The organism is Streptomyces sp. NBC_00873 (assembly GCF_045207415.1).
GTDB lineage: Bacteria > Actinomycetota > Actinomycetes > Streptomycetales > Streptomycetaceae > Streptomyces.
Genome location: NZ_CP108803.1, coordinates 2128254 through 2154254, shown reverse-complemented (window position 1 = coordinate 2154254; position 26001 = coordinate 2128254). Strand labels below are relative to the sequence as shown.

The following is a 26001-nucleotide window of genomic DNA, read 5'->3' as shown; positions in this document are numbered from 1 at the left end:
ACCCGCACCACGGACCCGAACGAAGAGAGGACGACATGCGCAAAGCAGTCATCTGCGAGCCGCTGCGCACGCCGGTGGGCCGCTACGGCGGGGTCTTCAAGAGCCTGCCAGCGGCGGAGCTGGCCGCCACGGTCCTGACGGAGCTAGTCAGCCGTACCGGCATCGACCCGGGGCAGGTCGACGACGTGCTGTTCGGGCAGTGCTACCCGAACGGCGAGGCCCCCGCCATCGGCCGCATCGCGGCGCTGGACGCCCGCTTCCCGATCACTGTGCCGGGCACCCAGCTCGACCGGCGCTGCGGCTCGGCGCTGCAGGCAGTGCTGGACGCGGCCATGCGCGTGCAGACCGGGGCCTGCGACGTCGTCATCGCCGGCGGCGCCGAGAGCATGAGCCAGGCCGAGCACTACGTAGTCGGCGGGCGTTTCGGTATCCGCGGCGACTCCAGCCCGCTGTGGGACCGGATCGCCCGCGGTCGCATCACCTCCGGCGGCAAGTTCTACCCAGTCGAGGGCGGCATGCTTGAGACCGCGGAGAACCTGCGCCGCGAGTACAACGTCAGCCGCGAGGAGCAGGACCGGCTCGCGCTGGCCTCGCACCAGCGGGCGGTGGCGGCCCAGCAAGACGGCCGGTTCAAGGAGGAGATCGTCCCCGTGACGGTCAAGTCCCGGAAGGGCGAGGTCGTCGTCGACACCGACGAGCACCCGCGTCCGGACATCTCGCTGGAGAGCCTGTCCGCCCTGCGGCCCGTACGGGGCAGGATCGACGAGAAGGCCACGGTCACCGCCGGCAACGCCAGCGGCCAGAACGACGGCGCCGCCGCATGTCTCGTCACCACGCGGGAGAAGGCCGAGGAGCTCGGCCTGCGGCCGCTGGGCCGGGTGGTCAGCTGGGCGGCGGCCGGCGTCGAGCCGCACCGCATGGGCATCGGCCCGGTGCCCTCCACCGAGCGGGCGCTTGCTCGGGCGGGCCTGTCCCTGGACGACATGGACCTCATCGAGCTCAACGAGGCGTTCGCCGCCCAGGCGCTTGCAGTCACCAAGGAATGGGGTCTGGTCGAGGCGGACTTCGACCGCCTCAACGTCAACGGCTCGGGCATCTCGCTCGGCCACCCCGTCGGGGCCACGGGAGTGCGGATCCTCACCACCATGCTGCGCGAACTCGACCGCAGGGAGGGCCGCTACGCCCTGGAAACCATGTGCATCGGCGGCGGCCAGGGCCTGACGGCCATCTTCGAGCGGATCGCCTGAGGTGGGGAGGAGACCGATATGGGCAGGGGAAACGGGCCACTGACCGGCATCAGGGTCGTGGTGCTCGCGGGCATGGGGCCGACGCCGTACGCCTCCATGCTGCTCGCGGACATGGGCGCGCACGTCGTACGGGTCGCCCGCCCGGCCACCCGTCCCGCGCGCGCCCTGGCGCAGATGCAGAACATGGATCCCGCGCACGACATCTCCAACCGCGGAGTCGACACAGTCGAGCTGGACCTGAAGAGCAGCGAGGGCCGCTCTGCGGTGCTCGACCTCGTCGAGCAGGCGGACGTCTTCGTCGAGGGTTTCCGCCCGGGCGTCACCGAGCGCCTGGGACTCGGCCCAGGCGAGCTGCTCCGCCACCGGCCCGAGCTTGTGTACGCGCGGCTGACCGGATACGGCCAGTCCGGGCCGCTCTCCCACACGGCCGGGCACGACATCAACTACGTGGCGCAGTCGGGCGTCCTGCAGGCACTCGGCCGCGCGGGCGTCTCACCGATGCCGCCGATCAACCTGCTGGGCGATTACGCGGGCGGCGGCACCTTCGCCGCCTTCGGCATCGTCTGCGCCGTGCTCGAGGCGAAGTGCTCCGGGCAGGGCCAGGTCGTCGATGCCGCGATGGTTGACGGGGTGGCCGCCCTGACGGCCCGCATCCAGGGTCTGCGCGCAGCCGGCACCTACTCCGACGAGGCGGGCACCAACTACCTCGACGGCGGCGCCCCGTTCTACGACACCTACCAGTGCGCGGACGGCAAGTACCTGGCTGTCGGGGCGCTCGAGGGCGACTTCTACGCGGAGTTCCTCAAGCACCTCCGCGTCGACACGGCCGACTGGCCGGACCAACAGGACCGTGCACAGTGGCCGCGGCTGCGTGGGTTCATCGCCGGTGCCGTCCGCACCCGCAGTCGCGACGAGTGGGCAGAGATCTACCGCGGCACCGACGCCTGCGTCACGCCCGTACTCGACTTCGACGAGGCCGCGGCGCACCCGCACAACACCTACCGCGGGTGCTACCTGCAGCTGGGGGATGTGCTCCACCCCGCTCCCGCTCCGCGGTTCAGCCGCACGCCCGCCAGGGAACCGGCCGCCCCCGCGGCTGCCCCAACCGACGTGGCGAAGCTCATCAAGGTCTGGCGCGATATCGCGCCGACCGCCGACCGAAAGGACATTCTGTGACCGACCCTTACAGCCAGTTCAAGCGGCTCCGGTTCGAGCGGAACCAGCCGGGCGTGCTCGAGGTCATCTTCGACGGCCCGAACCTGAACGCCGTCGACGAGGAGACCCACAGCGAGATCCCCGCGATCTGGCCGGTCATCGACCGCGACCCCGAGGTGCGGGCCGTGCTCGTCCGCGGTGAGGGCAAGGCATTCTCCGCCGGCGGGGACTTCGCCCTGATCGACGCCCAGATCGAGGACTACGACGTGCGCATGCGCGTCATGCGAGAGTCCCGCGACCTCTTCTACAACATCATCAACTGCTCCAAGCCGATCATCTCCGCGATCCATGGCCCGGCGGTCGGCGCGGGCCTCGTGGTCGCGCTGATGGCCGACATTTCCGTGGCGGCCACGAACGCGCGCATCATCGACGGCCACACCCGGCTGGGCGTCACCGCGGGCGACCACGCCGCCATGGTGTGGCCGCTGCTGTGCGGCATGGCGAAGGCCAAGTACCTCCTGCTGACCTGCCGGGAGATCTCCGGCGCCGACGCGGAGAGCGCCGGACTCGTGTCGCTGTCCGTGGCGCCGGAGAACCTGCTGGAGAAGGCCCGCGAGATCGCCGGCGAGCTCAGCGGCGGCGCGCAGGAGGCCATCCGCTGGACCAAGTACTCGATGAACCAGTGGTACCGCCAGCAGGGCCCGATCTTCGACGCCTCCCTGGGGCTGGAGTTCCTCGGCTTCGGCGGGCCCGACGTCCGCGAAGGCGTTGCCTCCCACCGCGAGCGCCGCAAGCCCGTTTTCCGTCCAGAGGCCTACTCATGACCCGCACCGTCGCCGACCTGTACTTCCGGCCGCGCAGCATCGTGGTGCTGGGCGCCTCCACCGACCCGGACAAGCTGTCCGGCCGCCCGCTCGCCTACCTGAAGAAGTTCGGCTACGAGGGCGACCTGTACGCGGTAAACCCGCGGCGCAGCGAGGTCCAGGGCGTGAAGACATTCGCCTCGGTGGCGGACGTGCCGGGTCCGGTGGACCTGGCGATCGTCGTAGTCCCGGCGCCCGCGGTCGTGGAGGCGGTGCGTGCGTGTGCGGACGCCGGGATCGGCGCCGTCACCGTCTTCGCCTCCGGCTTCGCCGAGATCGGCGAGAAGGGCATGCCCGAGCAGCAGGAGATAACGGACATCGCGGCGCGCGCCGGGATGCGGGTCGTCGGCCCCAACTGCCTGGGCACCTTCGCGCTGGCGGACCGAGCCTTCGCCACCTTCTCCACGGCCTTCGACGACGAAAGCGAGCGGCCGGTCTCCCCGATCGCCCTGGTCACGCAGAGCGGTGCGGTCGGCACCTTCACCTACAGCACGATGAACAGCCTCGGCCTGGGCGTCACCTACTTCGGCAACACCGGCAACGAGGCCGACGTCACGGTTCCAGAGGTCCTGTCGGCACTGGTCGACGCGGACGACGTGCAGGTGCTGCTCGGACACATCGAGGGGGTCAAGGACATGGCGGCCCTGCGGCGCCTCGCCAGGTCCGCGAAGGCGAAGGACAAGCCCCTTGTACTCCTGAAGTCGGGACGCAGCGAGACCGGGGCCCGGGCGGTCGCCGCCCACACCGGCAGCATCGCCGGGGACGATGCGGAGTTCGAGGCCGCCAGCGTGGCCGAGGGCGCGATCCGGGTCCGCAGCATGGAGGAGCTGTCGGACACGGCCCTCGCCTTCGCCGACGGGCGCCGGGCTGTGGGTAGCCGGCTCACCATCGTCACGCTCAGCGGTGGCGCGGGCGCTCTGGCCGCCGACCGGGCGGTCGAGCTGGGCCTGAAGGTGGACACCTGGGCGAGCGACGCGGACCGGGAGTCCCTCGCCGGTGAACTCCCGTACTTCGGGGCGGTCAAGAACCCGATCGACATGACCGGGGCGATGATCAACGACCTGTCCCTGCTGGAACGGGCGCTGCGGGTCGTAAACCAGAACGACGACACCGATGCCGTCCTGGTAGTGCTCGGCAACGCCGACAAGGGCTCAGGCGAGATCGTCGAGACCCTGACCAAGGCCTACCGCAGCACCGAGAAGCCCTTCCTGGTCGCCTGGACCGGAGGCAGTGGACGCCCACGGCTGGAACTCCTGAAGGCTGGGGTCCCGACGTACAGCGAGCCGGACCGGGCCGTGCAGTGCATGAGCCATGTGGTGACGCACAGCCGTCGGGGATGACAGCCGCATCGGCGGCCGGTGGGGAGCACACCCGGCGGCCGCCGGGCGGTGTCCTGAAGTCGGCCCTCGACTACAAAGACGTGCCATACAATATATTCAATATCTTTTCGGGTACGTGAAGGGGGACGCATGCCGAACCCGTATGTGATCAGGGCCAATGCGCACAGCGCCAGGCAGCAGCTCCCCGAGGAGGTTGCCTCGTACGTGCGCGAGCTGATCATCTCCGGTGAGGCGCGTCCGGGTGACTTCCTCCGCATGGAGCCGATCGCCGAGGCGGTCGGCGTGAGCAACACCCCGGTGCGGGAAGGGCTCCTGGCGCTGCGCAGCGAGGGGTTCGTCAAGCTCGTCCCCCGCAAGGGCTTCGTCGTGGAGCCATTCACGCGCCAGGACGTACGGGACCTTTTCTGGGCGCAGGCCACCCTGGCGGGCGAGCTGGCGGCTCGGGCGGCGAAGGCGGTCACGCCCGTCGAGATCGCGCAGCTGGAAGCGATCGGTGAACGGTACAAGGTGGCTGTTGGCAAGGGCGACGACCGCGCACTCGCTGAACTCGGCCACCAGTTCCACCGGACCGTCAACAAGGTGGCCGACTCCCACCGGCTCGCCCTGCTACTCGGCTCGGTCGTCAAACACCTGTCCAACACCTTCTACACGGCCATTGAAGGCCAGGTCGAGCAAACCAGTGGGGACCACCCCCAGATCGTCGAAGCGCTGCGCAACAGCGACGCCCGACGCGCCCGCAACCTGATGTTCGACCACATCCTCAGCGGCGGCGACGCCCTGATCGAGACGCTGGCCCAGCGAGGGCTGTAGCGGGAATAGGAGGAGTGGTGAGCTTGGTCGGCCGCCGCCGCGGGAGCCGACGTCGCCCAACTGCTGCTGGACTCCGTCAAGACCCCGGCCGACCCGGCTGGCAAGGAATGACACCAACCAGTTATGACAAACCGAGGAATGCCCATGGCTAGCAATCCCGTCATTCCGGTGGGGGTTCGACTTCCCCTTGCCAGCGAGAGGCTGCCCCCAGCCGAGCTGCTCGCGACCTGCCACGCCGCACTCGAACTCGGTTACAGCTCGTTTTGGGTGGGCGATCACGTGCTGCTGCCCGAGTCCAGCGCCTCGGCGTACCCACACACAGAGGATGGGCAGCGCCCCTTCCGAGCCGACACCTGGTGGCTCGATCCTCTCCTCCAGCTCACCTGGCTCGCCGGCCAGCTCCCCGAGGCGCGGTTCGGGACCAGCGTCATCATCGCGACACTGCGCAACCCGATCCTGCTCGCCAAGCAGCTCGCCACCATGTCGTGGCTCACCGAACGTCCCCTGTCGCTCGGTGTCGGCACAGGGTGGCTCCGCGACGAGTACGACGCTGTCGGCATGCCCTTCGAGAAGCGAGGCATCCGGGCCATGGCGGACATCGTCGAGATCAGGGAGCTACTGACCCGCGGCCGGCGCACCTACGTGGTGCGCGGTGGCGACGACCAGCCCGCGGAGAAACCATTCGTCATGTTGCCAACGGCTCCGGCACCGGTCGAGTTCCTGTGGGGAGGCTTCAGTCCGATGGCCATGCGCCTCGTCGCGTCGACGTGCGACGGTTGGCTCCCCGCGAAACAGAGCCTTGAGGCGCTGGAGGGCCACATCGCCCGGCTCAAGGCCGCGTGCGACGACGCCCACCGCGACTTCAACGAGCTGAAACTCGTCGTGAAGCCCGGTTCCGGGCCCGATCCGAAGTCCGGCGCGATCACCAAGGACAACCTGGCTGGCTACGCGGAATTGGGCTTCCACGAGGCGATCCTCGAGATGCCGTACGAGCTCGAGGGTGCGGCCGACGCGATCAGCACGTTGGAGCGCGTGGCCACCCGCAGCTGGCTGTGACCCCGGGCGAACACACAAGAAGGCGTTATCCGGGGACAGGGGCGAGGGCGTCCTGCGGCGCCTCCTTGGCCCACTGCCCGATGGCAGCGAAGGACATCACGGCCACGAACGGTCGCAAGGCCAGCGAGCCGATCGCACGATGCTGACGAGTGGACGACTTGACCAGGCAGACAGTGACAGACTGGCGGCACATCGAAGCTCCGTTGGGCGAAGGCGACTTGGGAAGGTCACCTGCACAACGGAGCTTCGTTGCGTACGTCGCGCGCCCACCGAACATCGTCATACCGCCGTGACCTGCACGCCTACAAGATCACCCTGACTTTGAAATCGCCCTGCCCATCGCCCATCTACGTGAGCCCGGTCGCTTTGCTGCGGTGGCCACCACCCGGAAGGACGGTTCGCCGTTCGTCATCCCGATGGGCTACTACTACGACGGCGAGTACCTCTACTTCTCAACCACCGCGACTGGTGGGTTGGTCAAGCGCCTGCGCCGAGACCCTCGCATCTCGATCTCGGTGTTCGACCATGAAGCGATCCACGGTTGCGTGCTGGTCAACGAAGTGGCCGAGGAGGTAGCGGATCCGCAGAACAGGCTCGGCCTCGCGATGCATCACCGGTATCCGAGGCCCGGGCTCATGAGCAGCATGACCGGCCTGGCTGTCAGTGCCGCGCGTGGTTTTCCGCGTCTCAACCCAGGACGCCTACGGCATGGACCAGCGCAAGGCCGCCGACGACCTCTGGGCGCTGGCCATGCCGGACCGTCCCGTCAGCTGAGCAACTGCCCGCCGTCGATCGGAAGGACCACACCGGTCACGTAGTCGGCGGCATCGGAGAGCAGATACGCGATCCCGGCAGCAATGTCCTCCGGCTGGCCGAGACGGTCCCATGGGATCTTGCCCAGGAGCCAGTCACGCTGGCCCGGCTGCGCCAAGCGGTCGGCGAGCATCGGTGTCTCGATGGCTCCAGGTGCGATGGCGTTGACTCGGATCCGGTGCTCCGCGAGTTCCAGGGCGGCGCCCTTGGTCAGCATGGCCACGGCTGCCTTCGAGGCGAGGTAATGCGGCTGGCCCTTGATTGGCTGGAGCGCGTTGACCGAGGCCACGTTGACGATCGCGCCCTGGCGCTTCGCGTCGATGAGGCTCCGGGCGAAGGTCTGGATGCCCAGGAAGCACCCGCTGAGGTTGACGCGCAGGGTCTGTTCCCAGACCTCGAGGGTGAGGTCCAGGAGCCCGACGCGGGTGCGGATGCCGGCGCAGTTGACCAGCGCGTCCAGTGGCCCGGCGTGTCGCACGACATCGATCCACGACTCTGGGTCGCTCACGTCGAGCTTCACGATGTCATCGCCTCCGGCGATGTCGGCCTTGACTACCTCCCAGCTGTTGCGGGCCAGGAAGCCGGCTGTTCCGGCTCCGATCCCTGAGGCTGCACCGGTCACAAGTACTCGCGGCATACGGCTCCTTCCGTGGGATGGTCCTTCATTACTGCCCCGCCATGTGGACGAGGGCTTTCCGGACGTTGTCGGTCTCCTCCAGATGCGTGATCGTCTCGATGTCCGCTACCTGGACCCTGGCTGGCCCCAGCCACAAGCGCGACCTTGCCTGCCACCCGTCCAGCCGACGCTGGCTCCTTCCCAGAGGCGATCCGCATTAATAACATAATGCAAAATATGTGATGTGAGAAGCGTGCATCATGGCAGTGATGGACGAGCTGTGCGGGTGCCGGTTGATCATCCGACCTGCTCAGGCGGCATGTTGGTACTCATGCAGGTTCCGGGGTCCGTCAAATGAACGGCTCTGTCCCGTAATCGGTGGTGACACTGTGTGGTGATCACTGGAGGAGGATGCGGTGGCGGAGCAGGGGGAACCCGGCTCGGCCGTGCATCTGCCTCGTGATCCTTTTTTGTTCGCGTGTTGACGCCCTCGGTGCGGCCGTTGTGGTGAGGGAGGGTGAGGCCGGCGTTGACCGCGGCGCGGTCGAGTTCGAGGCCGTTGGTGAAGGCGTGCAGGTGGGGAAGGTCGCAGGCGCGGACGGCCGTGATCCACTCGGTGGGTTTGGCGTCGTTACCCGGTGAGGGTTTGAGGAGCTCGGCGAACCCTCGGATCAGACGGGTGAGTTCGGTCATTTCGGGGCAGGCGGCGGTGAGTTCCCGCAGGAGCTCGGCGTTCTTGTCACGCAGGTTGTCGTGACGAGTGAGGAGAAGGCGGGCGAGACGACGCGGGGTGATGACCGGCCGGTTGCCTTCGGCCCGGCCTTGGGTGATGTAGCGGTAGAGGAGGTTGAGGCTGGGTGTAGCCCAGCTCTTTGATCTCGCGGAAGAGCTGGAGCACGGGGACGGCGGGATCGGCCGTCCGGCGGGTGCGTAGGTGGTCGCGGTAGGGGTCGACGAGGGTCGGTCGGTAGCGCGGGGCCCGGCGCATGGCTTCGGGTTCCCGGGTGCGTGCGTAACGCTTGACGGTGTTGAGGGCGAGGTTGAGGCGGCGGGCGCATTCGAGCAGGCCGACGCCCTTGTCGAGGAGGTCGTGGACCTGGTGCCACCGTTCACAGGTGGTCTGCTCGCGCACTCCTTCGGGGCGGGGCGGGTTGACGGTGGCCCAGCAGGAGCTGTGGGAGCGGACCTCGGCCAGGGCCTTGTCGCAGAGGTTGTGCCACAGGTTCCATCGGTCGCTGACCTGCACCGCGTCGGGCAGGGCCGGCGTATGGCCTCGCCGTAGGAGGCAGAGCCGTCCCGGCAGACGACCTCGGCGCCGGGATGCTCGCGCAGCCACGCCTCGAGGGTGTTCCCACTGCGGTCGGGGAGCACGTCGATCCGCTCGCCGGTCTCGGCGTCGATCAGGACGGTGGCGTACCGGTGTCGGCGCTTGAGGGCGAAGTCGTCCACGCCGAGGACCCGTGGGACCCGGAGCGGGGGCAGAGACAGCCGCATGAGCATCCGCAGTGCGGTCGAGCGTGACACCGCGGCGGCCAGAGCGCCGGACAGACGGGCGCCCGCCCGGCCCGCTAACTCCTTGACCACGGATACGAGTCGGTCAGGGGCCGGTCTGCGAGAACCGCACCAGGCCCACCGCGTCCCGCTTGAACTCCTCGGGGCAGTTCTGCCGCTTTGCCGCCCTGGATCACCTCCCCTGGATGCCGAAACATCCAGCGTTCAGGTGCCGGAACCGCGGGCGTCGCACCACTCGCTGGGCACCCCCGGTGACAACTTTGGGGGTGCCGTTCTCCATCAGTCGTGTAAGCGGAAAATAAAGGAGATGCGGGAGTGTGGCATGGGTGATGAGTTTCCGCTTTCTGGAGAGCCGATTACTTCTCGTGTGTCGCCGCCTACGGATGTTGAACTACACAGTGTAACGTCGGCTGGCAAATTTTTTGAGGCCCAACGAGGCTGGAATGTAAAGGCTGCTGATGCGGCGGTAGCTAGAAACTTGTCTGATCTGCTGGGCGGATGCATTCGAGGTACCGGATCCGCGAACTATCCATTCGAGGTGGTGACCCCGTCCACTTCAGTGAGGGTCATCGTTCCTGAGCGGGGGTCGATCGTGACGGAAATCCGACTGTGCAGGTCTCAGCGATCAAGGACCGCGACTGGCAGACGTCCTGAAACTATCCGGGGAGCGGCGATTGCACGGCACGGATTCCACCCGTACATTTTGGTGAATTTTCAGTTGCGAGACCTACCGCAGGCTGGTGATTTTTTCTTTCAATCCACATCCTGGAGTTTCGTCGAACCGGCAGGACGGCTCCTGAGGGAGCTGTCCTGCCGGGAGGGGGAGGCGGTAAGGGTGTCGCTGTGTCTCCGATGGCCCTGCTCGAAATGTCGCGACACCGGCGATAGCCGGTCGCAGGGACCCGGCCTGTGCTTCCCGTGAGGCTACGGCTGGTTGTCTGATAGTTGCCCGGTTAGTAGGAGGGTCTGCTGCGAATTGCTCCCGAGAGAGAACGAGAGGCGACTTCCAATGTTGCGCTTTCCACGACCCGTTGGTCGCACGTCGACGCGGCAACCAGCGCCAATCAGCATGTTTCGGCGCTCGATAGAGTCCTTGCTGTTTGCCCACTCCTCGACATAAGTGCGACCCGTGTCGACCCACTTACTGGTAGGTGGTTGATATGGCCGCTGCTTCAAATCGTCCAGCTTGGCCGAAAGGGCCTTGTGTCGCCGTTCGAAGCGAATGGCTCCTTCTGGCCCGCGGAAGAGGCCGCGTTCGTATCTGTCTGTCTCGAGCCGATCGAGAGCATTTTCAATCTCCTCGATTTCCTGACGGTGATCTTCGCCGGGATCTACGGCCTCTGTTTTGACCGGCCATGAACCAATCATTTCGAGGAATTTCTCCTCCGTATACCTGTCGACGGCGTCTGCTGACACTGAGGTCGGGGCAGGGCAATGTCGGCCACGGTAGCGCGAACGACAGACGTAGGTGCGGCGGTCCTTGCGTCCCTTCTCTGTTGCCCAGCCCTGATACATGCGGTCATTGCATGAGGCGCAGAAGACGACTCCGAGCAAGGGGTGGGCAGAGGCGGCTCGCCGCTGATCGGGCAGGGCTCGCCTCTGGAATTCGAGTTGAAGGGCGTGCCACGTTTGCGCATCGACGAGCTCGGGTCCTCGTAGCACGGCGTTGGCCTTGTCGTCGCGGACGACTTCCCCGTGGTGTTCCACCCGGCCACGTACCCGCTCGGACTGGATGATGGCCGCAACACTGCCACTGGTCCAAGCGATCTTGGGATTGACCGGCCTGCCGGCGTTGAGGTGTCGTTGGTTAGTGGGGCAGGGCACTCCTCGTTTCTGGAGGTCGGCCGCGATCGCTACGTAGGACTCGCGGGCGATGACGCGTTCCGCGATCTCTCGGACGATCTCTGCCGCAGGTGGGTCCTCGACGAGGTGAACACCGTTCCCGTCCGGGGTCGGTACTGCGCGGTATCCGTACGGGGCAAGGCCACCGCCCCACCGACCGTGCCTGCGCAGGTAGTCGTGGGATCCGGTCACCCTCTCGCGGATGGCTTCCGCCTCCATCTCGGCAAACGCGGAGACGATGTATGCGATGACACGGCCGATAGGGGATCGGATGTCGATGGTCTCCGTCGACGAGATGAGATTTTTGTTGTGTGCGTGGCACCACTTAATCATCTCGGCGAAGTCGGAGACCTTTCGGACGAACCGGTCCAGACGCCAGAACATCAAGGCGTCCCAATCGTCAGGCCTGGCCAGCCAGCGGGCCAGCTCGGGGCGCTCCCACGGACTCTTTTGCGACGCTGAAACGTCGATGTCTTCTGCCCAGCCGACGATCTTTGCTGAGCGTGCAGCAGCGGCGTTGGTGATGCTTGCTCGTTGTCGTTTGGGGGACGTGGTGACATCGGTCTTGTCCGATAGGCGGATCACGCCGATCACGCGCTCGGGCGGCGTCTCGTTCTGGGCGAAGTAGTGTGCATCCACGTAATTAGGATGGCCGTCCTTCTACGACCCGAAGGACACCGACGCGGTCGAACTGATCCAGGACCGCAGCCACGGCATGGTCCGCACCGAGGTGCGCTGCGCCCGCTGCGGCTCGCACCTGGGCCATGTCTTCGAAGGCGAGGGTTACCCCACGCCGACCGATCAGCGGTACTGCATCAACTCGATCTCGCTGCGGTTGGTTCCCGAGGAGGGATAGGGGACCCGGGGGCCTGAGTTCCCGGCGGCGACCGCAAGAGATCCGCAAGTCAAGCGGGGGGCCATCCGAGGCCGGGCCCCGGTCTGTGTGAGCCGAATTCCTGGAGGGCTCACCTCTATTTCGACGTGGCTATTTCGGGATGCGAGCGTCCGGGTGCCTGTCACTGCCCGCACCACGGCAGGACGGCTGGTCGGCTATGCCAATACCACGGCCGTCGTTGCGCGTCCTTCAGGCGCGGCGCACTGTACGGGGCCGCGGGAAAATCCGAGCGCGACGACCCGTCAGCGACACCGGCGGGCGTTGAGCCGGGCGGCCTGGCGCGTCAGGTAATCGCGCTCGGCGAGGTTGGGTGCCTTTTGGGCCGCCTCGGCGTACAGCCGTGCCGCCGTCGCCAGGTCGCCGTCGCGCTCGTGGAGGTACGCCGCCACCGCGGCGTGGCGGGGCAGTGAGTCGTTCAGCGCCGCGAGCGCCGCCAGCCCGGCGCGCGGTCCGTCGGCCTCGCCGACGGCCACTGCGCGGTTGAGCCGGACGACCGGGCTGTCGGTCAGGCGCGCGAGCTCGTCGTACCACTCGACGATCTGCACCCAGTCAGTCTCCTCGGCGGTGGGCGCGTCAGCGTGGAGTGCCGCGATGGCGGCCTGGGCCTGGAACTCGCCCAGCCGGTCGCGGGCGAGGGCCGCCTGCAGGATCTCGACGCCCTCGGCGATCGACTCGGTGTCCCACCGGCCGCGGTCCTGCTCGGCGAGCGGCACCAGGCTGCCGTCGGGCGCGGTCCGGGTGGCGCGCCGGGCGTGGTGGAGCAGCATGAGGGCGAGCAGCCCCGCCACCTCGGGGTGGTCGATCGCGGCCGCGAGCTGCCGGGTGAGCCGGATGGACTCGGCGGCGAGGTCGACGTCGCCGGAATAGCCCTCGTTGAAGACCAAGTAGAGGACACGCAGCACGGTGGCGACGTCGCCGGGCTGGTCGAACCGCACGCCGGAGACGGTGCGCTTGGCACGGCTGATGCGCTGCGCCATGGTCGCCTCGGGCACCAGGTAGGCCTGGGCGATCTGGCGGGTGGTCAGCCCGCCGACGGCACGCAGCGTGAGCGCGACCGCGGACGACGGCGTCAGCGACGGGTGGGCGCACAGGAAGTAGAGCTGGAGCGTGTCGTCCACCGCGGGCGCGGGCCCGGGCGTCGGCTCCTCGTCGACGAGATCCTCACGCCGGCGGCGGGCGACGTCCGCCCGGGTCGCGTCGAGGAACCGGCGCCAGGCCACGGTGACCAGCCAGCCCTTCGGGTCCCGCGGTGGGTCGGCCGGCCAGACGCGGACCGCCTCGACCAGCGCGTCCTGTGCGGCGTCCTCGGCCGCCGCGAAGTCGGCTCCGCGGCGGACGAGGATCCCGAGCACGCTCGGCGTGAGGCTCCGGAGCAGGGCCTCGTTCATCGATGAGGTCACTCCGTGATGGTGGGCGGGCAGGCCAGGAACGGGCGCACCTCGAGCCACTCGTGGATCGGCTTCCCGCCCGCCCCAGGGGCGGCCGACAGGTCCCCGGCCAGCTCGATGGCGCGCTCGTAGCTGTCGACGTCGATCACCATCCAGCCGGCGATGAGGTCCTTGGTCTCGGCGAACGGGCCGTCGGTGACCGGCGGGCGCCCCTCGCCGTCGTACCGGACGAACGTCCCCTCGGGGGCGAGCGCCTGACCGTCGACGAACTCGCCGGTCTTCTCGAGCCGGGCCGCGAAGTCGTTCATGTACTGCACGTGCGCCGAGATCTCCTCCGGCGTCCACTGGTCCATGGGCACGTCGTTGACCGGAGCCGGAGCGCCGCGGTAGTGCTTGAGCAGCAAGTACTTGGCCATGGGTTTCTCCTCGATGCTGGTGCGACCCATTGTGGTCGCGTTCACCGCGGGGACGGAGCCGGTCACGGGTTCTCGACATCGCCGTCCGTTTTTTTTGGCTCTCGTGGATGAGCGTGGGTGAGCCGTCTCGCGGTGTCCGGGTCCACGGCGCGAGGGCGAGACGGAGCGAGGCCTTCCGGGATCAGCAGCGACCAAACAACTGAATGAGGCCATCGGACGACCCGCGGGGGTACGGCTGCGGGAGCAGGTCCGCCCGCAGCCGGTCAGTCGTCCTCGGGGCTCTCGGGGCGCAGCAGCGGGTGGGCGACGCCGGGATGGAAGGCCGCGGCCAGGTGCATCGGTTCGTCGGGAAGGTGGGGATGCGGCTCTGCCCCGGCAAGCCGATGTCCGGGCGGCGTGGCATCCACCGCCCGTAGGGCCCACATGCGTGCCTGCTCGGGTGAGGCATCGTCGGCGCCCGCCGCCACTGTTGGCCGCCTGGCCCCGGCCTCAGGAATCGGCGGACCACATCCGGCGGCCGCCGACCCAGGTGGAGCGGACGGGGATCTCGGAGATACCGTCCGGGTCGGTGCCGAACGGGCTGGCGCCCAGCACCACGAAGTCGGCGAGCATCCCCGGTGCCAGGCGGCCCTTGAGGCGGGACTCACCTGTGGCGTACGCGGACCCGACCGTGTACACCTCGAGTGCCTGGGCGACCGTCAGCCGCTGGTCGGCGCCGAGTACCCGGCCTTCGGCGGTGCGCCGGGTGACCATTGTCTGGACGGCGAGCAGCGGATTGAGCGGCCCGGCCGGGTAGTCAGAGGATCCCGCGACCGTGATGCCGGCGTCCAGCAGGGTGCGGTGCGCACACGCCCGCTCGGCGCGCTCGGCGCCGTAGTAGGCGCTGAGCTTGGCGCCATGTCCGTGGACGAAGGCGCCGAACGGGACGGGGGTGACCCCGTTGCGTCGGATCCGTTCGACCAGGGCGTCGTCCACCAGGCTGCAGTGCTCGATCCGGTGGTTGACCGTGTTCTGCGGGTGCAGGGCGCGGGCCCGCTCGATGGCGTCCAGCACCTTGCCGACCGCCAGGTCGCCGTTGGCATGGACGCCGACCCGGAGCCCGGCAGCGTGCGCCGCCTCCACCATGGCTGCCAGCTCCTCGTCGCCCATCACCTGGATGCCGTTGTCACCGCCGGTCTCCGCCCGGTACGGCCTGCTGCACAGACAGGTACCGCCTGCCAGCGCGCCGTCAGCCATCAGCTTGACGCCGACCACCCGCACCCACTCGTCGCCGAAACCCGCGCGCAGCCCGACCCGGCGCAGTTCGTCCAGGTACCGGTACCACAGCAGCATGCCGACCCGGGCGGTCAGTCGGCCGCGCTCGGACGCGAGCTGGTACAGCCGCAGCTCCTTGGGAGTGACCAAGGCGTCGCACCAGGAGGTGATGCCGGTGGCGTGCAGATCGGTACAGACCTCTCCCAGTGGCTCGACGAGATCCTCGATGCTGTGGCTGGGCAGGAACTCGGGGTCACCGACGGCCCGGTACCACTGGTCGAACCAGGCCCGCTCGTACATCCAGCCGTCCAGCCGCCCGGTGGCGTCCCGGCCCAGGTCGCCGCCTGCCGGCGCGGGATCGTGGTCGTGGAATCCGGCGAGTTCCAGCGCGGGCGAGTTGGCGATGGCCATGTGGTAGGAGAAGTGGAGGACCACCACCGGGCGGCCCGGGGCCAGGGCGTCCAGGGCGGCACGGTCGAGTCGGCCCTCGGGGTCGGCGCGCGGGTCGTAGCCCTCAGCGGTCACCCAGCCGCCGGGCGGGGTGGCCGCGACGGCGGCGGTGATGCGCTCGCGCGGCGGTACGGAGGTGTCTCCGCTGCCCAGGTGGAGGCCCAGCTTGGCCTCGGCGAGGCCGGAGGGGTGGCAGTGCGCGTCGTGGAAGCCGGGTACGACGTGGCCGTCACCGAGGTCGATGCGCTCGGCGGCGGGGAAGGCCGCGGACAGCTCGGCCGGACCTCCGGTGGCAACGATCCGGCCGGCCAGGACGGCGAGGGCCTGGGTCTGAGGTCCGGCAAGGGTGGTGATCGCGCGGGCGTGGAAGATCCGCACCTTCTCCGGCCGGTACGGTGCGGCGGCCGAAGCCGGGTGGGCGGATTGTGGAAAGGCGGTCGGTGTCGTCATGGCGGGCTCCTCAGACTGCGGCGGATGCGGATGCGGATGCGGATGCGGATGCGGGGGCGGACGGCTCGTCCTGGAGTACGGGCGCACCGCCGCAGGCCCGCAGCACGAGCTCCACGGCGACCGCGACCACGACGTTGACGGCCAGCGAGATCAGCCCGGTGCTGATGGCGCCGTGGTAGGAGCTGCCGAAGGTGAGCCAGATCAGTACCGCCTCGCCGGCGACGATGCCGGCGCCGGCCGACCAGGCGCGCAGCAGCGGGCGGCGGGTGAGTGCGGCGGCGGTGGCGGGCGCCATCTGTCCCAGGCCGCTGTACGTGAGCAGCAGCAGGTTGGCCAGTGCGTCCGGGCGGGTGATCGCGAGCACCAGCGCGAGGGCGATGGCGATGACGACCATGCCGTGGTTGACCAGCAGCCCGGAGCGGGCGTCGCGCGGGCGCAGCACATTGCGGGCGACCAGGGTGGACATGCCGAGCACGATGCCCGCGGAGGGCACCATGGCGGTCGCGGCGGCGGCCACAGCGATGACGCCGAGCAGCCAGTCGGGCATCGCGCCGGAGGCCAGCTGGAGCAGGACGCCGTTGGCGGCGGGCGAGGCCGCGCCGCTGAGCGTGGTCAGCGCGGTGAAGCCGACGATCATCGGGATGGCCTGGGTGGCGCTGTACACCGGCATCCAGATGCTGTTCTGGCGCAGCGCCCGCTCGCTGCCGGCCGCCATCAGGGCGGGCCAGCTCTGCGGCATCGTCAGGAAGAGGATGCTGAAGAAACTGGTGAGCATGGAGGTGAAGAACCACACCTGTCCGTGCGCCCCGGCGGCGGGCACGCTCAGCAGCTCCGAGTGGTGGTCGCGCAGTTGGGCGCCGAGGTGGCCGATGCCGCCGTTGAAGTGCGCGGGGACCATCACCAGCAGCACCAGCAGCGCGACGACCATCAGGCCGTCCTTGAGGTAGGCCGCCTTGGCGACGCCCTGGATGCCGGACCACAGCACGAAGGCGGCCACCAGCACCGAAGCCGCGATCATGGCGGGGGTGCCGGCGCCCTCGTTGCCGGTGGCCAGCTCGATGACCAGACCGAGTCCGGTGATCTGCAGTTGCAGATACGGCACCAGGAAGACGACGCCGAGGAGAGAGGTGAGCCCGCCGAACAGCCGGCTTCCGTAGCGGTCGGCGAAGAAGTCGCCCTGGGTGAGATAGCCGCGGTCGCGTCCCAGCCGCCAGATGACGGGGGCGATGACGTAGAGACCGACATAGGCGAGCGGCAGGTAGGGCAGTGCGTAGGTGACTGCCACACCCGAGGTGAAGGCAAGTCCGGCAAGGCCGAGGAAGGTGAAGGTGGTGTAGATCTCGCCTGCCTGCAGCAGCCAGGTCGTGAAGGCACCGAAGTTGCGTCCTCCGACGCTCCACTCCTCCAGGCTGGCAGCGGGCCGGCGGCGGCCGAGCACGCCGAGGGCGCCGATGGCGACCATGCCCAGGACGCAGACGAACAGGGTGACGGACATCAGAGCTCCTCCCCGGTCAGAGCGGCGGCCGCCTTGAGGCGGCAGCGCTCCACATAGGCCAGCGTGGGGGTCAGTGCGAGTACCCACCCGACGGACCAGACCAGCAGCGAGGGCAACCCCAGCCATAGCTGGGGGCCGTTCACGAAGGGCAGCCATACGGCCGCCAGCAGCGCCACCACGGGCACCGCGAGAAATGTCAGCGCAAGGGGCATGTTCGTGCTCCGGATTCCGGAAAGGGCTCCAGCCCGCGTTGCTTGCGGGGCAGGATCGGATCGCAGCAGCATCGGACCGCGCTGGCATTCAGGTCTTGATTTCGCAGCAAACCGGCGTTCAGATGGCGTGCATGAAGTTTTCCGCCGACCTGGACGAGACGGACCTTGCGCTCGTCACCGCGCTGCAGTCCGCCCCGCGGGCCTCCTGGGCACTGGTCGGCCGGGCACTGGGCATCAGCCCGGTCACCGCCGCCCGGCGCTGGGAGCGGCTGCGGAAGACCGGACTGGCCTGGGTGACCGCGTACGGCGGCGACTTCGTCGCCCGACACCATGTGGTGGCATTCGTCGAGGTGGACTGCGTGCCCTCGCGGCTGTCCTCGGTGGTGGCCGGGCTGGTGGAGCAGCCACAGGTGGCCAGCGTGGAGCACACCTCGGGGCGGCAGGACCTTCTGCTCACCGCGCTGGTCTCGGATCTGGCGGCGCTCTCCCGGCTGCTCACCGAGGTGATCGGCCGGCTGGACGGGGTGCTGGCCACCCGCAGCCAGATCGTCACCGAGCTGCTCACGGAGGGCTCCCGCTGGGACCTGCGGGCCCTTGACATCAACCAGCGGCAGGTGATGCGCGACGGTCGCGACGACCTGGCGGTCCAGGCGTCCGACCCCACCCCCGCGGCGGAGGACATCCCGCTGATGCTGGCGCTCGGCCGCGATGGACGGCTCGGCTATCAGGAGCTGGCGCAGCTCACGGGGATGAGCGAGTCAACCGCCCGGCGGCGCACCACGCGGCTTCTGCGCACCGGCGTGCTGCTGCCGCGGTGCGAGATCGCGCACTCGCGGTCCAACTACCCGGTGTTCGTCACCTACCGGGTGAACGTCCGGTCGGCCGCATTGGCGCGAGTGGCTTCCGGGCTGTCCGGGGTGCCGTCGGTTCGGATGTGCGCCTCGATCTCCTCGGCACACAACCTGGTGGTCAACGGCTGGGTGCGGTCGGTGCCGGACAGCCGACGCTTGGAGGAGTACCTGGTGGAACGGTTCCCGGAGATCACGGTGACCGACCGGTCGCTCACGCTGGCGAACTTCAAACGGATGGGCTGGATCCTGGACGACGAAGGCCGGGCGGTGCGCCCGGTCCCCATCGACCTGTGGCGTGCCCCAGCCATGGTGTGACGGCGGTTGGTACTCAGTGAGAATTCGTGCCCTGAGCTGGTTGTTCGCAGTCGTCCTCGGGGCTCTCGGGGCGCAGCAGCGGGTGGGCGACGCCGGGAAACACGCGTGCCCTGATCACCGGCTCGGCCGCCCCGCCCTGGACCACGGTCTCGGCGACGCCCCAGGGGCGGCCGTGCAGGACGACGGCCAGCGTGTACGAGGACGAGCACCCCATGCAGTCGTACCGGTCCGCCCACGTCTCCACATCCGTGACGCTGCCGGGGTAGCGCGCCACGTGCCGGTGCCGGGCATGGCAGTGGTCGCACGTCTCGCCGGGCTCGCAGGTCCCGCCGCAGGGGCACGGCACGTCGAGCGAGTCCGCCGGGCGCCAGCGCTGCGTGAGGACGGCGTCACGGGTGGCGCCCATGTCCTTCATCGCCTTCAGATTGCGGGCGGCGACGTTGTACGACTCGCCGGTGGCGGCCATCCGGTCGCGGATGACGTCTTTGCGTCCGCGGTTCGTCGTCATCGGTTCCTCATCTGTTCCTACGGGGGGTCACGCAGCCCGCAAGGAGGTCCACGAGATCGGCAGGTTCCACGGTACCCGGCGCCCCGGGCGGTCCGTGCCACCTGCCCGGCCGGGGGCAGACGCTCAGGAGTCGACCGCGACTTCCCGTACGCGCTGTTCGCGCCGCACCCCGAGCGGCGCTGGGTGCTGGAGCCGTATGAACCGACCGCGGCGGATCCGGAGTTCGGCCCGGCGGTTCGTGGAGTGGAACGGCCTCGCGTACGGCATCCAGCGGGCGGGCGGGCCGCACGGCCCGCCCGCCACACCGCCGAAACTCCGGGACGATGGCCTCCCGAGGCCTCGCGGTCGCCGGTGTGCGCGGCGGTGACTTCGACGAAGAGGAGCAGGCCGAGGCAGTCGGTGATCACGTGTCGTTCGCGACCCGCCCGAACCACAACCCGGTCCGACCGGCCAAGCACGGTCATCGGTACGACAACGGCTTCTCAGTCGACCGGCCCGCCCGCCACATAGATGACCTGGCCGGAGACGAACCCCGCCCCGGGGCTCACGAGGTAGGACGCCGTATGGGCGATGTCCTCCGGCTGACCCACTCTTCCGACCGGAATGGACTGCGCCGCGTTGCGCTGGAACTCCTCGAAGCCGAGGCCCAGCCGGCGGGCCGAGGTCCTGGTCATGTCGCTCACCACGAAGCCCGGGGCGATCGCGTTGGCGGTGATGCCGTGCCGGCCGAGCTGCAGGGCGAGCGACTTGGTGAAGCCGAGCAGCCCCGCCTTCGCGCTGCTGTAGTCGACACGGGCGGCGTCACCGACCGCGGAGATGCTCGACATGGTGACGATCCGCCCCCAGTCGGCCGCGATCATGTGGGGGGCGACAGCCCGGGTGACGAGGAACGGGCCGCGCAGATTGACCCCCAGGACCGCGTCCCACTGCTCCGTGGTCATCTCCACGAGGTCGGCACGGGGACCGACGCCGGCGTTGTTGACCAGCACCGTCGGCGGGCCGAGCTCGGCGGCGACCCGGGCGACGGCGGCGGTCACCGCCGCTTCGTCCGCGACGTCGGCGGCGACCGCCGTCGCCGACCCGCCGTCGTCCTTGATGGCCTGCACGGTGCCGGCGCAGTCCGCCTCGTCCAGGTCGATCACACCGACCGCGAGGCCGTCGCGGGCCAGCTGCCTGGCCACCGCGGCACCGATGCCGCGTGCTGCGCCGGTGACAATGGCCGTGCGTGGAAGATGAGTCGTGTATGTCATGGGCTCAAGTTCATGACATGGGCGCGCTGTTGCCAACTGAATTGGCCCGGGTCTCCACGACCAGCCAGGACACGACGGGCGGCGAGTCCACCGCTGCGGCCGGCGCCCCACACCTTCTGGTACTGCAGCCGGACTTCGGCGTGTGTCCTGGTCAACGGCTTGAGCGTGGGGATTGTAGCGGGATGGTGCCACCGGTGCGCTCACCGAAAGGTTCCGAGCATCCCGCAGGAATCATCCGTCAGCGTGAGTGGCGGAGCACTGGGTCGGACCTCACCCTCGCCTCTGCTCGGTCGGTGGCTCGGGCACGGGATCGCTGCCGTGCCAATCGGCCTGTGCGGAAAGTGCAGGGTGCATCCGGGGATCCCCGGGCGTCCGGGCGGGCGTTCTCCCGCCGGGCATACAACACGCGCCCGGCACCTATGAACTGGGCGCTGTCACCTGCCGATGAGGTCCTTCAGGGGTCCGGTTGACGGTGCCTCAGAGCGATGTGAGAGATTGTCACTCCACTTATGGAGAACCGATTGACAGATCGGTGGCGAGAGGGGTGGCGGATGGCAGATGCGGGGTCGAAAGGTCATGTCAACCCGCTGCTGCGGCAGCTGTGTTGGGCGTATGCGGCGCCATAGCAGGCGTCCGAGGAGGCGAAGGTCCGGTGATAGCATCCCTGCATCTGTGATCTTGATCCACTTGACGCAGATGCTGATTTGCGATCGGCGGCAGGCTTTCCGCTTAACAGCAGGTGAACCGTGCCGATCAGCTGTGTTGCGGGTCCTCGCGAGGTGTATCCGCAGCCGTCCGCATGCCATGCGCCGGGAAAGGTTTCCATGAATCGAGACGCACTTGTGTGGTGCTTGGTTGCGGTGGCGGCGATAGCCGTTGTCGCGGTCGTGGCACTCGTCGCCCGCAACAGAGCACTGGGGGCGAAGAAGCAGCATACCGAGGCCGAACTGAGGCGCCAGCTACTCACGACAGACAGCCACCTGCACTCGTCGCGCGCCGAGCTGCAGAGGTTCCGGAACGAGCAGGACGCCACGCTCCGCGAAGCCAAGGAAGCGGCGGAGGAGAACACCAAGGCCGTCCTCAAGGGTGCCGCCAGCTTCCTGCAGAGCCTCGCGGCCGAGCAGACGACACTTCTGGACGGCATCCAGCGCAAGTACGGTGGACACGCCGTCCTCAGCGACCTGTTGGACGTCAACCACGCCAACGCCCAGATGGCGCGCAAGGCTCAGGGCATCGCCGTCATGTGCGGTGCGCCGCTCGGCCGTCGGAACAGGCCCGCCAGCGTCTACGACGTGGTGCGCAGTGCCCAGGGCCAGATCCGCAACTTCCACCGGGTCGCCATCATGCAGCAGACCGGTCTCGCCCTGAAGGCGTCCGCGGTGGCGCCCGTCGCCCTCGCCGTGGCGGAGCTGCTTGACAACGCTGCCAGCTTCTCGCAGCAAGACGCGCCGATCGAGGTGACGTTCCAGCGCATCCAGAACAACCTGTGCATCGTCATCGACGACGCCGGTGTCAGCATGAACGACGAAGAGCGGCAGCGGGCGACCGCGCTGCTCTCCGGAGAAGTCGCCCCCCATCTGTCGCAGCTCGGGACTCAGCCGAAGTTCGGCTTCCCGGTCGTCGGCCTGATCGCGCGTCAGCACGGTTTCAAGGTGGACGTCACCGGAGTCTCCCGATACGGCGGCGTCAGGGCCGTCGTCCTCTTGCCCGAGGAGCTGTGGACCATGGAGGAGATACCGCCCGCCCAGGAGGCTCCGGTCAGCAATATCCGGCACGCCACCGAGAGCCGGCCCCAGAGCGCGACGTCGCGCACGATGCACGGTCTGCCCAAGCGCGGCGCACGCCAGGCGCCCATCGCGAGCGTCCCCGATCCCGACACCACCTCGTCGGCGCCGCGGACCCTGGGGGAGACAGGCCGCGCTTCCGGGCGCAGCCTGGGGGCCTTCCAGCGCGGCACGCTCTCCGGCCGCAACCTTGACGCCACCTCGCTCGAAGGGTCCGAAGACGCATGACCGCAGACCTGTCGTGGATGCTCGAGGACATCGTGCACAACGTGCCCCGTGCACGGCACGCCGTCCTGCTGTCCGCGGACGGCCTTCCTCGCGGCGCGACGGAAGGCCTGGCCGAGAAGGATGTGCGCACCATCTCCGCCGCCATGGCCGGGATGCAGTCGCTCAGCCGGGCGACGGCCCACTTCGCCGGACCGGAGGAGGACCGGCAGTGGAACCAGACCGTCATCGAGTTCTCGCATGGCTGGAGCTTCCTGATCGGGGCAGGGCAGGGCGCCTACCTCGCCGCCGCAGCCGCGCCCGATGTGGACATGCAGCAGATCTCCTTCCGCATGCACCGCCTTGTTGCCCGGCTGGGCAACAACCTCACCTCGCCGCCGAGGGTGAGCGCCGAGGACGCCGGAAGTGCGCGGGGGAGCGCCCCCCGGCAGCAGGGCTCCGGTGACGCGGGATTTGTTCTTGGTGAGCTCGACCAGGTGATGTCCGAGGTCAAGGGTGCCCGCCACGCGGTGCTGCTGGGATCGGACGGCCTTCCCCGCGGGGCGACCAACGGGATGAGCCGCGACCTCGCGGACACGATCTCCGCGGCCATGACGGGCATCCACGCCTACAGCCGGGTCACCTCCCAGTTCGCGGGGGCCCTCGAGGACGCGGAATGGCGTCAGACGGTCATCGAGTTCCAGCACGGCTGGATCTTCCTGATGGCGGCCGGCCCCGGTGCCTTCCTGGCCGCTGCCGCCGAACACGACTGCGACATAGAGGAGTTCACCACGCGTCTGCACGAGGTGGTTCCCAGACTGACCGCGGCGGCGACACCGGGGAAGGGGACAGGCCATGCCTGACGGGCCCGAACAGGATGAAGAGCTGGAACTGACGTCTCCGTTAGTCCCCCTCTTCGTGATCACGAACGGACGAGCGCTGCCCCCGGACCACGAGTACGAGCACACGACGCTCGTGACGGCGGCAGCAGAGGACGGACCGGTCGCGGCGCGCACGATGTCCCCGGAAGCGGGGCAGGTCATGGACCTGGTCGCGAGCGGCTTCCTGTCCGTGGCCGAGGTGGCAGGGCACACGCACCTGCCCCTGGGTATCGTCCGCATCCTGCTGGCGCAGTTGGAGGAGGACAGTCTCATCCTCGTGAGGAGACCGATACCGCGCGCCGAACGTGTCGACAGAGAACTGGTCAGCGCCGTGCTCGAGGGCCTGAAGAATCGATTCGGAGCGTAACGCGTGTACCTGGATCCAGATGTCTCCCACGCGGTGAAGATCCTCATAGTGGGGCACTTCGGGGTCGGCAAGACCACCTGCATCGGCAGTCTCTCCGAGATCGAGCCCCTACGGACCGAGGAAGAGATCACCGAGGCCAGCGTGGGCTTCGATGACCTGTCGGGCACACCCGACAAGAAGACCACCACCGTCGCCATGGACTTCGGCCGGCTCACCCTGAGCGACACCCTGGTGCTCTACCTCTTCGGAACGCCCGGCCAGGAGCGCTTCAAGGAGATGTGGGAGGAGCTCTCCCGGGGCGCCCTGGGCGCGCTGGTACTGGTCGACCCGGAGCGACTGCACGAGTCCTTCCCCGTCCTGGACCTCGTCGAACGTTTCGGCCTGACGTACGCCATCGCCGTGAACCACTTCGAGGGCACCACGGACTATCCGCTCGACGAGGTGCGCGAGGCCCTGAACCTCACCGCCGAGACCCCTGTCGTGGAGTGCGACGTACGGGACGAGAACTCCTCGGCGCAGGCCCTCATCACCCTCGTGAAACACCTCATGTCCCAACTCGGCTAGGAGCGCAGGAATGCAACAGCCACTTGAACCGCAGGAGATACCCCCCGGCTGCCCCGCGCACGGGAACGTCCAGATGTACGGCCCCTCGTTCGGAGCCGACCCCGACAGCCACTACGCACAGCTGCGTTCGTTCGGTCTCAGTGCGCCCGTGGACATCGCCCCCGACGTCCAGGCCGAGCTCGTCACCAGCTACGACGCCGCTCTGTACGTCCTGCAGAACCCCGCCTCCTTCGTGCGCGACTCCCGCCGCTGGAACGCCCTCAACGAAGGGCGCGTCCCGGCCGACAGCCCGGCACTGCCCATGATGGGTTACCGCCCCAACGCGCTCTTCAGTGACGGTGCGGCACATGCCCGACTGCGTCAGGCCGTTACCGACAGTTTCGCCACGGTCAACGAGCACCAGCTCATCAGGCAGACACAGCAGTCCGCCAACTACCTGATCAGCCAGTTCAGTACCGACATCCGCGGCCAGGCGGAGCTGATGGCCGAGTACGCCCAGCCGCTGCCTCTGCTGGTCTTCAGCGACCTGTTCGGCTGCCCGCCCGAGATCGGCGACCGCGTGATCGCCGGGATCAGTGGCATCTTCGAGGGCACACCCGGGGCCGACGAGGTGCTCGGCGGGGCGCTCACCGAGCTGATCGCCCTCAAGCGGCGGCGCCCGGCAGCCGACCTGACGACGCGTCTGATGGGGCACGCGGCCCAGCTGAGCGACGAGGAGGTGCTGCACCAGCTGGTCACCCTGCTCTCCGGTGGCACCGCGCCGCTGGCCGCGGCCATCGGCACCAGTAGCGCCCTGTACCTCGGAGAGGACTGGCAGGTCGGCCTCCCGGTCGAGGACGCGGTCTCCCAGACCCTCTGGAACTACGCGCCGATCGCCAACTACGCGGCCCACTACCCGACTCACGACGTCGAGCTCGGCGGCAGGGTGATCCGGGCCAACGACCCGGTCCTGATCTCATTCGCCGCGGCCAACACCGACCCGAAGCTGACCGAACACCGCGAACAGCTCAGCGCCAAGGCGCACTTGGCGTTCGGAGCGGGCCCGCACGCCTGCCCCGCCAAGGACCCGGCTTTCATGATGACCGTGACTGCCGTCGAAGCACTGCTCAACCGGCTTCCCGACGTCGAGATGCGTGTCCCGTTCAAGGCGCTCACCTGGGCGCCGAGCCCGTGGAGCCGCTCGCTGGTCACCCTCCCGATCCGCTTCACCCCGGGGGCTGTTCCCCAGGCAGCCGAGTCGGCCGGATCGAATGCGGGCCAGATGACCCAGCAGCAGACAGCCGCCTCCTCGCCCTCCACCGCCGGACCCTCGCGTACGAACGCCGGTGTCGCGCCGCAGCCCAAGGGCGGCCTGTTCAGCCGCTTCCTGGCGTGGACCAGGGGCGAGTGAGGGAAGTGTGATTTTAGTAACCTCCTGAGTACTCAGTGGTAGTGGATGCTTTAACGATCATGTGGGTATGCAT

Annotated in this window: 23 protein-coding genes and 3 pseudogenes; 14 read left to right on the top strand and 12 right to left on the bottom strand. The window is 68.7% G+C overall.

Annotation, left to right across the window (positions count from 1 at the left end):
* Positions 1-35: 35 nt before the first annotated feature.
* The 6 genes from OH809_RS09785 to OH809_RS09760 all read left to right on the top strand — a co-directional run bounded on the left by OH809_RS09785 (position 36) and on the right by OH809_RS09760 (position 6471).
* Positions 36-1247 (top strand): acetyl-CoA C-acetyltransferase, encoded by a 1212-nt coding sequence (locus OH809_RS09785; RefSeq protein ID WP_406422784.1) that lies wholly within the window; start codon positions 36-38, stop codon positions 1245-1247.
* An 18-nt stretch (positions 1248-1265) separates the two neighbouring features.
* Positions 1266-2423 carry a CaiB/BaiF CoA transferase family protein gene (locus OH809_RS09780; protein ID WP_406422785.1) on the top strand — a complete coding sequence of 386 codons (1158 nt, stop codon included), beginning with the start codon at positions 1266-1268 and terminating at the stop codon, positions 2421-2423.
* Complete coding sequence (locus OH809_RS09775) at positions 2420-3226, top strand: enoyl-CoA hydratase/isomerase family protein (RefSeq protein WP_406422786.1); 807 nt, start codon at positions 2420-2422, stop codon at positions 3224-3226. The genes OH809_RS09780 and OH809_RS09775 overlap by 4 nt, the downstream gene beginning before the upstream one ends.
* Entirely contained in the window at positions 3223-4605 is a 1383-nt protein-coding gene (locus OH809_RS09770; RefSeq protein WP_406422787.1) for an acetate--CoA ligase family protein, read from the top strand. The genes OH809_RS09775 and OH809_RS09770 overlap by 4 nt, the downstream gene beginning before the upstream one ends.
* A gap of 129 nt (positions 4606-4734) precedes the next feature.
* Positions 4735-5415, top strand: a complete 681-nt coding sequence (locus OH809_RS09765; RefSeq protein ID WP_406422788.1) for a GntR family transcriptional regulator — start codon at positions 4735-4737, stop codon at positions 5413-5415.
* Between the two features lie 144 nt (positions 5416-5559).
* A complete protein-coding gene (locus OH809_RS09760) occupies positions 5560-6471 on the top strand; it encodes an LLM class flavin-dependent oxidoreductase (protein WP_406422789.1) in 912 nt (303 codons plus the stop codon).
* A gap of 25 nt (positions 6472-6496) precedes the next feature.
* Here OH809_RS09760 and OH809_RS09755 read toward each other — a convergent pair whose 3' ends face one another.
* Positions 6497-6664 carry a hypothetical protein gene (locus OH809_RS09755; RefSeq protein ID WP_406422790.1) on the bottom strand — a complete coding sequence of 56 codons (168 nt, stop codon included), beginning with the start codon at positions 6662-6664 and terminating at the stop codon, positions 6497-6499.
* A 133-nt stretch (positions 6665-6797) separates the two neighbouring features.
* On the opposite strand from OH809_RS09755, the pseudogene OH809_RS09750 reads away from it, so the two are divergent.
* Positions 6798-7049, top strand: a pseudogene (locus OH809_RS09750) (pyridoxamine 5'-phosphate oxidase family protein); the annotation flags it as partial.
* Positions 7050-7237: 188 nt separating this feature from the next.
* Here the strand turns inward: OH809_RS09750 and OH809_RS09745 are convergent.
* The 3 genes and pseudogenes from OH809_RS09745 to OH809_RS09735 form a co-directional block, all read right to left on the bottom strand.
* Entirely contained in the window at positions 7238-7921 is a 684-nt protein-coding gene (locus OH809_RS09745) for an SDR family NAD(P)-dependent oxidoreductase (RefSeq protein WP_406422791.1), read from the bottom strand.
* Positions 7922-8298: 377 nt separating this feature from the next.
* Positions 8299-9487, bottom strand: a pseudogene (locus OH809_RS09740) (ISL3 family transposase); the annotation flags it as partial.
* Between the two features lie 849 nt (positions 9488-10336).
* Entirely contained in the window at positions 10337-11893 is a 1557-nt protein-coding gene (locus tag OH809_RS09735; protein ID WP_406422792.1) for a recombinase family protein, read from the bottom strand.
* 7 nt (positions 11894-11900) lie between these two features.
* On the opposite strand from OH809_RS09735, the pseudogene OH809_RS09730 reads away from it, so the two are divergent.
* Positions 11901-12110 (top strand): annotated as a pseudogene (locus OH809_RS09730) (peptide-methionine (R)-S-oxide reductase); the annotation flags it as partial.
* A gap of 281 nt (positions 12111-12391) precedes the next feature.
* On the opposite strand, the gene OH809_RS09725 reads toward OH809_RS09730, so the two are convergent.
* From OH809_RS09725 to OH809_RS09700, 6 genes are all read right to left on the bottom strand, one after another.
* On the bottom strand, positions 12392-13537 hold the full coding sequence (locus OH809_RS09725; protein ID WP_406425268.1) for an RNA polymerase sigma factor: 1146 nt from the start codon (positions 13535-13537) through the stop codon (positions 12392-12394).
* A gap of 8 nt (positions 13538-13545) precedes the next feature.
* Entirely contained in the window at positions 13546-13953 is a 408-nt protein-coding gene (locus tag OH809_RS09720; RefSeq protein ID WP_406422793.1) for a YciI family protein, read from the bottom strand.
* A 263-nt stretch (positions 13954-14216) separates the two neighbouring features.
* Complete coding sequence (locus OH809_RS09715; RefSeq protein ID WP_406422794.1) at positions 14217-14420, bottom strand: hypothetical protein; 204 nt, start codon at positions 14418-14420, stop codon at positions 14217-14219.
* Positions 14421-14442: 22 nt separating this feature from the next.
* Positions 14443-16107 carry an amidohydrolase gene (locus tag OH809_RS09710; RefSeq protein WP_406422795.1) on the bottom strand — a complete coding sequence of 555 codons (1665 nt, stop codon included), beginning with the start codon at positions 16105-16107 and terminating at the stop codon, positions 14443-14445.
* 10 nt (positions 16108-16117) lie between these two features.
* Positions 16118-17602, bottom strand: coding sequence for a sodium:solute symporter (locus OH809_RS09705; RefSeq protein ID WP_406422796.1), 1485 nt, complete (start codon positions 17600-17602; stop codon positions 16118-16120).
* Complete coding sequence (locus tag OH809_RS09700; RefSeq protein ID WP_406422797.1) at positions 17602-17814, bottom strand: hypothetical protein; 213 nt, start codon at positions 17812-17814, stop codon at positions 17602-17604. Before OH809_RS09700 ends, OH809_RS09705 begins: the two co-directional genes overlap by 1 nt.
* 131 nt (positions 17815-17945) lie before the next feature.
* On the opposite strand from OH809_RS09700, the gene OH809_RS09695 reads away from it, so the two are divergent.
* The gene (locus OH809_RS09695) at positions 17946-18980 is read left to right on the top strand and encodes an Lrp/AsnC family transcriptional regulator (RefSeq protein WP_406422798.1); all 1035 of its coding nucleotides are present in this window, start codon (positions 17946-17948) and stop codon (positions 18978-18980) included.
* Between the two features lie 13 nt (positions 18981-18993).
* Here the strand turns inward: OH809_RS09695 and OH809_RS09690 are convergent, their stop codons facing one another.
* Positions 18994-19488, bottom strand: coding sequence for a hypothetical protein (locus OH809_RS09690; protein ID WP_406422799.1), 495 nt, complete (start codon positions 19486-19488; stop codon positions 18994-18996).
* A 482-nt stretch (positions 19489-19970) separates the two neighbouring features.
* Positions 19971-20738 carry an SDR family NAD(P)-dependent oxidoreductase gene (locus OH809_RS09685; RefSeq protein ID WP_406422800.1) on the bottom strand — a complete coding sequence of 256 codons (768 nt, stop codon included), beginning with the start codon at positions 20736-20738 and terminating at the stop codon, positions 19971-19973.
* Positions 20739-21562: 824 nt separating this feature from the next.
* Between OH809_RS09685 and OH809_RS09680 the strand changes: the two genes are divergently transcribed.
* Genes OH809_RS09680 through OH809_RS09660 form a run of 5 tightly spaced genes read left to right on the top strand, consistent with a single transcriptional unit; the run spans position 21563 to position 25928 of the window.
* Positions 21563-22750 (top strand): ATP-binding protein, encoded by a 1188-nt coding sequence (locus OH809_RS09680; protein WP_406422801.1) that lies wholly within the window; start codon positions 21563-21565, stop codon positions 22748-22750.
* Positions 22747-23589: a roadblock/LC7 domain-containing protein gene (locus OH809_RS09675; protein WP_406422802.1), complete on the top strand. Its 843-nt coding sequence runs from the start codon at positions 22747-22749 to the stop codon at positions 23587-23589. The genes OH809_RS09680 and OH809_RS09675 overlap by 4 nt, the downstream gene beginning before the upstream one ends.
* Positions 23582-23974: a DUF742 domain-containing protein gene (locus OH809_RS09670; protein ID WP_406422803.1), complete on the top strand. Its 393-nt coding sequence runs from the start codon at positions 23582-23584 to the stop codon at positions 23972-23974. Before OH809_RS09675 ends, OH809_RS09670 begins: the two co-directional genes overlap by 8 nt.
* Before the next feature lie 3 nt (positions 23975-23977).
* Positions 23978-24538: an ATP/GTP-binding protein gene (locus OH809_RS09665; RefSeq protein ID WP_037696762.1), complete on the top strand. Its 561-nt coding sequence runs from the start codon at positions 23978-23980 to the stop codon at positions 24536-24538.
* A 10-nt stretch (positions 24539-24548) separates the two neighbouring features.
* A complete protein-coding gene (locus OH809_RS09660; protein ID WP_406422804.1) occupies positions 24549-25928 on the top strand; it encodes a cytochrome P450 in 1380 nt (459 codons plus the stop codon).
* The last annotated feature ends 73 nt before the right edge of the window (positions 25929-26001 follow it).